The sequence below is a fragment of the Pseudoalteromonas sp. SWN29 genome (assembly GCF_015864465.1).
In the GTDB taxonomy this organism is placed as follows: Bacteria; Pseudomonadota; Gammaproteobacteria; order Enterobacterales; family Alteromonadaceae; genus Pseudoalteromonas.
On the sequence record NZ_JADYXE010000087.1, the window covers coordinates 1 to 7085 of the forward strand.

General features: G+C 41.6%; 8 protein-coding genes. 6 read left to right on the top strand and 2 right to left on the bottom strand.

Going from position 1 to position 7085, the window contains the following annotated elements; all coding sequences use genetic code 11:
- Positions 1-141 precede the first annotated feature (141 nt).
- Positions 142-1050: a LysR family transcriptional regulator gene (locus I6F53_RS19645; protein ID WP_197240873.1), complete on the bottom strand. Its 909-nt coding sequence runs from the start codon at positions 1048-1050 to the stop codon at positions 142-144.
- A 113-nt stretch (positions 1051-1163) separates the two neighbouring features.
- Between I6F53_RS19645 and I6F53_RS19650 the strand changes: the two genes are divergently transcribed.
- From I6F53_RS19650 to I6F53_RS19670, 5 genes are read left to right on the top strand one after another with little or no spacing between them, the layout of a single operon-like run.
- Positions 1164-2384 (top strand): acyl-CoA dehydrogenase family protein, encoded by a 1221-nt coding sequence (locus I6F53_RS19650; protein ID WP_166421806.1) that lies wholly within the window; start codon positions 1164-1166, stop codon positions 2382-2384.
- A 9-nt stretch (positions 2385-2393) separates the two neighbouring features.
- On the top strand, positions 2394-3215 hold the full coding sequence (locus I6F53_RS19655; RefSeq protein ID WP_197240874.1) for an SDR family oxidoreductase: 822 nt from the start codon (positions 2394-2396) through the stop codon (positions 3213-3215).
- Between the two features lie 12 nt (positions 3216-3227).
- A complete protein-coding gene (locus I6F53_RS19660; RefSeq protein WP_197240875.1) occupies positions 3228-4301 on the top strand; it encodes a phosphotransferase family protein in 1074 nt (357 codons plus the stop codon).
- Entirely contained in the window at positions 4301-5005 is a 705-nt protein-coding gene (locus I6F53_RS19665) for a histidine phosphatase family protein (RefSeq protein ID WP_197240876.1), read from the top strand. Before I6F53_RS19660 ends, I6F53_RS19665 begins: the two co-directional genes overlap by 1 nt.
- Positions 5006-5017: 12 nt before the next feature.
- Positions 5018-5764, top strand: a complete 747-nt coding sequence (locus tag I6F53_RS19670) for an SDR family oxidoreductase (protein ID WP_197240877.1) — start codon at positions 5018-5020, stop codon at positions 5762-5764.
- Between the two features lie 62 nt (positions 5765-5826).
- Here the strand turns inward: I6F53_RS19670 and I6F53_RS19675 are convergent, their stop codons facing one another.
- A complete protein-coding gene (locus tag I6F53_RS19675) occupies positions 5827-6399 on the bottom strand; it encodes a short-chain dehydrogenase (protein WP_197240878.1) in 573 nt (190 codons plus the stop codon).
- Between the two features lie 192 nt (positions 6400-6591).
- Between I6F53_RS19675 and arfB the strand changes: the two genes are divergently transcribed.
- The gene (gene arfB / locus I6F53_RS19680) at positions 6592-7005 is read left to right on the top strand and encodes an alternative ribosome rescue aminoacyl-tRNA hydrolase ArfB (protein WP_166421812.1); all 414 of its coding nucleotides are present in this window, start codon (positions 6592-6594) and stop codon (positions 7003-7005) included.
- Positions 7006-7085 lie beyond the last annotated feature (80 nt).

Here is a 7085-nt window from a genome sequence, read left to right on the forward strand (position 1 = left end):
CTCTGGTTGGGTACGAGCTCACTGTCTTCCCGATGTGACAAGTGCTAGCTAAACACTCATCAAGAAGAGATACAAGGCGCAGAGCTTGCTCGCGCGAGAAGCGCAGCTTCTAATTACTTAACTACAAAAAAAAATCTTTGCCTAACGCTTAAATATACCCTCTACTTGGCTGCGTAACCATATTAAGGCATCGTCTTTATCGGTGTTTTGGTGCCAATATAAATGCTGGTAAATAGCAGGCATAGTGGTAGGTACAGAGCGAGCTATTAATGTTTCATCAAGTAACTGACTTGCTATCATTGAAGGTAGAGTAAGTAAAAATGGCGAGTTTTTTATAACCTCTTTAGCTGCAAAATAGGTTTGGCAGCGTATCGCCACTTCTCGGTTTAAGCTCAATTGCAGCAATGCAATATCTTCAATTACTGTCCCCGTTGCTCTGTTAGATACCGCTACATGTTTGGCGCTTAAGTAATTATCAATATTTAATTGGTTTTTAAGCGGGTGATCTTTTTTCATTAATACACAAAAGTGATCACTCGAAAGCACAGCATGGCTAATGGGCGCTTTTATTGGCCGTGCTACATCTATCGCCATATCAATTTGATGATTAGCCAGTTGCTTGTGCATATCGTCGCGGTTTAACTTAACGCTCGCAAGGTTTGCCTTTGGGGCATGTTTTGCCAATATTAACTGCAATTTAGGCAGCACTATTGGCTCAATAGCATCGTGCAGCGCTATTTTAAACGTTTGTGCGGTAGTGGTTAAGTCAAAGTCGCCACAGGCTTGCAATACTTGTCGTAACTTTTCAAGTAAATCTATTAGCGCAGGTGCCATGCGCTGGCATGCAGGAGTGGGTAGCATTAACGGCCCTTGGCGCTCAAACAATGGATCGTTCAATACACTGCGCAGGCGTTTAATGGCATGGCTTACTGCAGAAGGCGTTATGTACAGCACTTTGGCTGTTTCGCTCATGTTTTTTTCAAAGTACAAACACTCAAAAATTTTAAGTAAATTTAAATCGAGTTGCTGAATGTGTTTAGCTTCTATCATTATTACCCGCTTATACTATGAATTATATTCACACTTGATTGGTAATATATTTCATTTAATTCATTGAGGCGAATGTTTTATGCTGGGTTAAATAAAAATAAACAGGTTACCTCATGAACTTTGAACCAAGCCAAAAAAGCCAAGACTATCTAAAGCGCGTAACAGCCTTTATGGATGAACACGTATTGCCTATTGAGCAAGCCGTTGTTGAGCATAACCATGCTAAAAATAACTCAAGCGATTGGACTACATGGCAGCTAAGTGAACACATTGAGCCATTAAAAGCCAAAGCAAAAGCAGCAGGCCTGTGGAACTTATTTTTACCCGACCAACATTTAGCACAAGGTTTAAGCTGTTTAGAATACGCACCTATTGCTGAGCAAATGGGGAAGTGTTTATTTGCCTCAGAGATTTTTAATTGCAACGCCCCCGACACAGGTAACATGGAAGTGCTTTATCACTTTGCAAACGATGAGCAAAAACAACAGTGGCTAACCCCATTATTAAATGGCGAAATACGCTCTGTATTTGCCATGACCGAACCCGACGTTGCCTCCTCAGATGCAACCAATATGCAAGCTACCATAGATGTTGATGGCGACGAGCTTATTTTAAACGGTAAAAAGTGGTGGACCACAGGCCTTGGTCATCCTAATGCGCAAGTGGCTATTTTTATGGGGCTTTCTAACCCTGAAAACGATAAACACAGTCAACATTCAATGGTGTTAGTGCCATTAAATACACCAGGAGTAAATATTAAGCGCATGCTAAGTGCTTGTGGCGATTTTGATGCGCCGTACGGTCACGGTGAAATGGAGTTTAATAATGTACGCGTGCCAAAGCAAAATCTTATTTTAGGTTTAGGTAAGGGCTTTGCCATTGCTCAAGGGCGTTTAGGGCCAGGGCGTATTCATCATTGCATGCGCGCAATTGGTGCTGCAGAGCGTTGCTTAGAACTTATGATTAAGCGCGGACTATCGCGCAGCGCCTTTGGTAAACCACTACTTAAATTAGGGGGCAATTTAGAGCGCGTAGCGCAAGCGCGAATGGCGATAGATCAAGCGCGATTATTAACCCTACATGCGGCATGGAAAATAGATACTCAAGGCGTTAAACACGCAATGACCGAAATATCGAGTATAAAAGTAGTGGTGCCCAATATGCTGCAAATGGTGTCAGATATGGCAATACAAGTATTTGGCGGTGCAGGAGTGTCGAGCGACTTTCCCATTGCATCGTTTAATGCAATGGGACGCATTTTACGCCTTGCCGATGGCCCCGACGAAGTACATATGGGCATGGTTTCGCGCCTCGAACTTAACAAATACCGCTAAGGCCACCACATGAAAACAAGACTAATAATAACAGGTGGAGCCACAGGGCTTGGCAAAGCATTAGCACTTAGTTACGCCAATAACCTAGGTGCCAATTTACAAATTTGCATTGCCGATATAAACGCCGAGCGCGCAGCCGTCACAATTGCCGAGCTGCAAGCATTAAAAGCCGATGCCTTTTTTTATGCCTGCGATATAACTAAACAAACTGATATAGAAGGCCTTTGCGATATTATTCAAACCAAGTGGCAAGGAGTTGATATAGTTGTAAACAATGCAGGCGTTGCTACTGGCGGCTCGCTTGAAGGAGAATCACTTGAGCAATGGCAGTGGATTATGGATATTAATTTGCTCTCAATGGTGCGGGTGTGCAAAACGTTTTATCCGGTATTTAAACAGCAAGGCAAAGGCTACTTTATTAATATTGCCTCACAAGCAGGGCTTACTCCTATTCCCTTTATGAGTAGCTACAATGCGGTAAAAGCAGCGGTTGTCAGCTTTAGTGAAACCTTAAAGCTCGAACTTGCCTACGACAATATAGATGTAAGTGTAGTGTGCCCCAGCTTTTTTAAAACTAACCTTGATGAATCAATGCGCACCAGCGAACCAGCTATGCAAACAATGCTAAACCGCGCGTTTGAGCGCTCGCCAATTACCGCAGAGCAAGTTGCTGATATTATTTATAAGCAATCGCTTAAGCGCCCGTTTTTAATTTTGACCCATAAATTAGGTAAACAAGCCTTTTTAATGAAAAAGCTTCTTCCCGTTGAGTGGTACATTAAAAGCATGCTGAAAAAAACACGCTCTATGCAACGTTTAAAATCAAAATAATAAAGGCAAACGATGAACACACAATTATTAGATCAAGCCAAAAGCGTGCGCCAAGGCGAAGAGCTCGACACACAAAAAGTAGATGCCTGGCTTAAACAGCACATTACACATTTAACTGGCGAGCCAAGTGTTACCCAATATGCAGGTGGCGCGTCAAACTGGACCTACTGCCTAGACTACCCACAACAATCGCTTATTTTACGCCGCGCGCCAAAAGGCACTAAAGCCAAAGGTGCGCACGATATGGGCCGCGAATACAAACTACAACACGCGCTAAAACCGGTTTACAGTTATGTGCCTCGCATGGAAGCATTTTGCGACGATGAAAGCATACTCGGTACCGATTTTTACGTTATGGAAAAACTCACGGGCATTATTCCGCGTAAAAATTTACCGCGCGATTTAACTGTAACGCCCGAGCGCACAAAGCAGCTTTGCGAAAATGTACTCGACTGCCTAGTTGAGCTACATAAAGTAGATTACAAACACGCTAATTTAAGTCACTTAGGTAAAGGCGAGGGTTACACGCAGCGCCAAATTAGTGGGTGGAGCGAGCGTTTTACAAAAGCTAAAACATGGAATGTACCCAGTGGTAAAAAGGTCATTAAATGGCTTGAAAACAACATGCCAAGCCATGAGCGAATTTGCATCACTCATAACGATTTTAGGTTTGATAACGTCGTGCTTGATGCCAACGACTACACAAAAGTACTGGGCATTTTAGATTGGGAGCTTGCAACGCTTGGCGACCCATTAATGGATTTAGGCAATACACTAGCTTACTGGGTAGAACCCGGAGATGACTTTTTAGCACAAGCTACACGGCACCAACCAACTCATTTAAAAGGCATGCTTACCCGTAAAGAAGTTGTCGCTTATTACTGTAAAAAAATGGATATAACGGTAGACGATTTTACCTTTTACGAAGTGTATGGCTTATTTAGACTCGCCGGCATAGTGCAGCAAATTTATTATCGTTATCACCACGGACAAACTAAAAACCCCGCATTTAAAAACTTTTGGGTATTTGTACATTACCTTTTATGGCGTTGTAATAAAGCGATTAAAAATCAAGGAAAAGCCTAATGTGCATTTTATATTTAGTACGCCACGGGCAGGCCAGCTTTTCGGCTGATGACTACGACAAGCTATCGGTAAAAGGGCAACAGCAAGCGAGCTTACTTGGCGAATATTTAGCGCAAAAACAGCTAACGCCCGATGCCATTATTGCAGGCACAATGCTACGCCATAATCAAACTGCTGAGCTGAGTTTAGCTGCCCTTAACGATGCACCTATTGTAGTAAATGATGCGCGCTTAAATGAGTACGATCACGAGCATATTTTAGCGGTTTATAACCCAAACCTTGCAACCCCAAGCCAACTACGTGCGGTACTTAGCAAGCAAGCCGACCCAATGGAGTATTTTAAAAACGTATTTATTAGCGCCATAGAGCAATGGGTGCTTAATCCCGACAGCACTCTCTATAACGAAAGCTTTAATGCCTTTAGTGCCCGTGTACTCGGCGTGCTTGAACAAATAGCCAAGCAGCATGATGGCAAAAAAGTGATTGTTTATACTTCAGGCGGACCTATTAGCATTATTACCAGCCATTTAATGGGGCTAAAGCTTGATCGTTTTATTGATATTAATTGGAGCCTAGTAAATGCAGGCGTTACTAAAGTGGTCGCGCGTGGCAAAGGTGAAAATCGTAAGCTGGGCATAAGTACCTTAAACGAACATCACTTTTTAGAGCAATATCCACAACAAAAACTAATTACCTATACCTAAGGAGCAAATACAATGCGCAAAAATATACTTATAACAGGTGCAAGTTCAGGCTTAGGCAAAGGGATGGCAAAAGAATTTGCTAAACAAGGGTGTAACCTTGCTTTATGCGCTCGCCGCTTTGAATTATTAGAGCAGCTAAAGGCAGAACTTGAGCAAATAAATCCTAATATAACCATTAGCATAAAAGTACTCGACGTTAACAACCACGAGCAAGTGTTTAGTGTATTTAAAGCCTTTAACGAAGATCTTAACGGCCTTGACCGAGTTATTATAAATGCGGGCATGGGTAAAGGCGCCTCTATTGGTACCGGCTATTTTAATGCCAACAAGCAAACCGCCGAAACTAACTTTGTAGCGGCACTTGCACAGGCCGAAGCCGCTATGGAAATTTTTAGAGCACAAAATCATGGCCATTTAGTCACTATTTCGTCAATTAGTGCTGTGCGTGGTTTTAGACGAGCGATGACTGTTTATGCTGCCACTAAAGCAGCTATTACCTCATTAAGCGAAGGTATACGTATCGATGTAATGAATACACCAATAAAGGTAAGCTGTGTACATCCTGGTTTTATTAGAAGTGAAATAAACGAAAAAGTAAAAACAGTGCCTTTTATTGTCGATACTGAAACAGGCTGTAAAGCACTGGTAAAAGCCATCAATAAAGAAAAAGCCAACAGCTTTGTACCAACCTGGCCGTGGTCTTTTTTACATTGGATTTTACGTATAGCACCGCTAAGTACAATTCGTAAAATGTCGTGATTTTTAAATTTTAGGCATTAAAAAAGGTGGCAACAGCCACCTTTTTTGTAAAACAATAAAACTTATAGAAGTGCAAAAAGCTTTTGTAGTTGTGGCATGTATTCGCTCACAAGTTCAAGGTTGCTTTCGCTTACTAAAGAATCCGTAGACTCCGCAGCTGCGCTTGATGATTTACCAAACGAACCCATTAACGAGCTAGCGCCACTATCTTTAGCACTTTTAAGGCTTTGCAGGCCGCCCATTACTTTAGTTGCAGTTTCTTGGTTATCAGCAGAAAGGCCCGATTTAAGATTTTCGATATAAGCCATTGATACTTCAGAACCCACAGTTACTAGTTGCTCTGGTGTAAAACCATAACTGTTTGTAATATCCGCGAAGCTTTTGTACAGGTCTTGCTCTTTAATCATGCTTAATGCGCTATTAGCTAGCGAGCTTTGCTCACCAACACTTTGATCAGCAGAGCCGCCTAGCATACTTGCTAAGTCTAAGTCTTTTAATGACTCTTGGCTGCTTGCCCAGCTAGAAACAGCAGGCAGTGCTTTCATGTAGCTTTGAAGTTGACCTTCGTTAATATCTTCTGCAAGGCTTGAGAAACTCATTGCTAATAAGCTAAGTGATACAAGTATTTTTTTCATTGGGCATTTCCTAGTATTAAAGTTGCGCCAATTAAAAACTAATTAACGGCGCTTGCCAACACAAAACAGTGTATTAGCGGATTTTATAGTACAAGTTATGAGAATTTACTTAAGTTCTAAGATTTTAGTTGATTCACCACAAGTCAATGTACAGATGATATAATACATTTTTGACAAATAGAGCTGAACACAATGTTAACAATTTCAAATACTGTCACTATCGATGAATGGGAACTAGAGCTTACGGCTATTCGTTCGCAAGGTGCCGGTGGTCAAAATGTTAACAAAGTAGCCAGTGCTATTCATTTACGCTTTGATATTAACCGCTCTAAACTACCTGATTTTTACAAAGAGCGTTTGCTAGCCTTAAACGATTCAAGAATCACCAAAGAAGGCGTTTTAATAATAAAAGCCCAAAGCCATCGCACGCAAGAGCTAAACCGCGAAGATGCGCTTAAACGTTTAAAAGATTTAATTCTTAGTGCCACGGTTGTCAATAAAGCGCGCCGAGCTACTAAGCCTAGCCGTAATTCACAGCGCAAACGTATGGATAAAAAAACCAAACATGGCCAAAACAAAGCATTGCGTGGAAGTGTGAAAATTTAGCTGGTAGATACCATCTCTCATTTTAAGCTTCAAGGTCGTATTTAACTTTCTTGGAGCTTAAACGCTTCTTGGTTTTTTAT

What these genes read in the sequence shown, in the direction of transcription:
- I6F53_RS19645 (WP_197240873.1), bottom strand. Translation starts at nt 1,050, where the DNA reads ATGATAGAAGCTAAACACATTCAGCAACTCGATTTAAATTTACTTAAA.
- I6F53_RS19650 (WP_166421806.1), top strand. Translation starts at nt 1,164, where the DNA reads ATGAACTTTGAACCAAGCCAAAAAAGCCAAGACTATCTAAAGCGCGTA.
- I6F53_RS19655 (WP_197240874.1), top strand. Translation starts at nt 2,394, where the DNA reads ATGAAAACAAGACTAATAATAACAGGTGGAGCCACAGGGCTTGGCAAA.
- I6F53_RS19660 (WP_197240875.1), top strand. Translation starts at nt 3,228, where the DNA reads ATGAACACACAATTATTAGATCAAGCCAAAAGCGTGCGCCAAGGCGAA.
- I6F53_RS19665 (WP_197240876.1), top strand. Translation starts at nt 4,301, where the DNA reads ATGTGCATTTTATATTTAGTACGCCACGGGCAGGCCAGCTTTTCGGCT.
- I6F53_RS19670 (WP_197240877.1), top strand. Translation starts at nt 5,018, where the DNA reads ATGCGCAAAAATATACTTATAACAGGTGCAAGTTCAGGCTTAGGCAAA.
- I6F53_RS19675 (WP_197240878.1), bottom strand. Translation starts at nt 6,399, where the DNA reads ATGAAAAAAATACTTGTATCACTTAGCTTATTAGCAATGAGTTTCTCA.
- arfB (WP_166421812.1), top strand. Translation starts at nt 6,592, where the DNA reads ATGTTAACAATTTCAAATACTGTCACTATCGATGAATGGGAACTAGAG.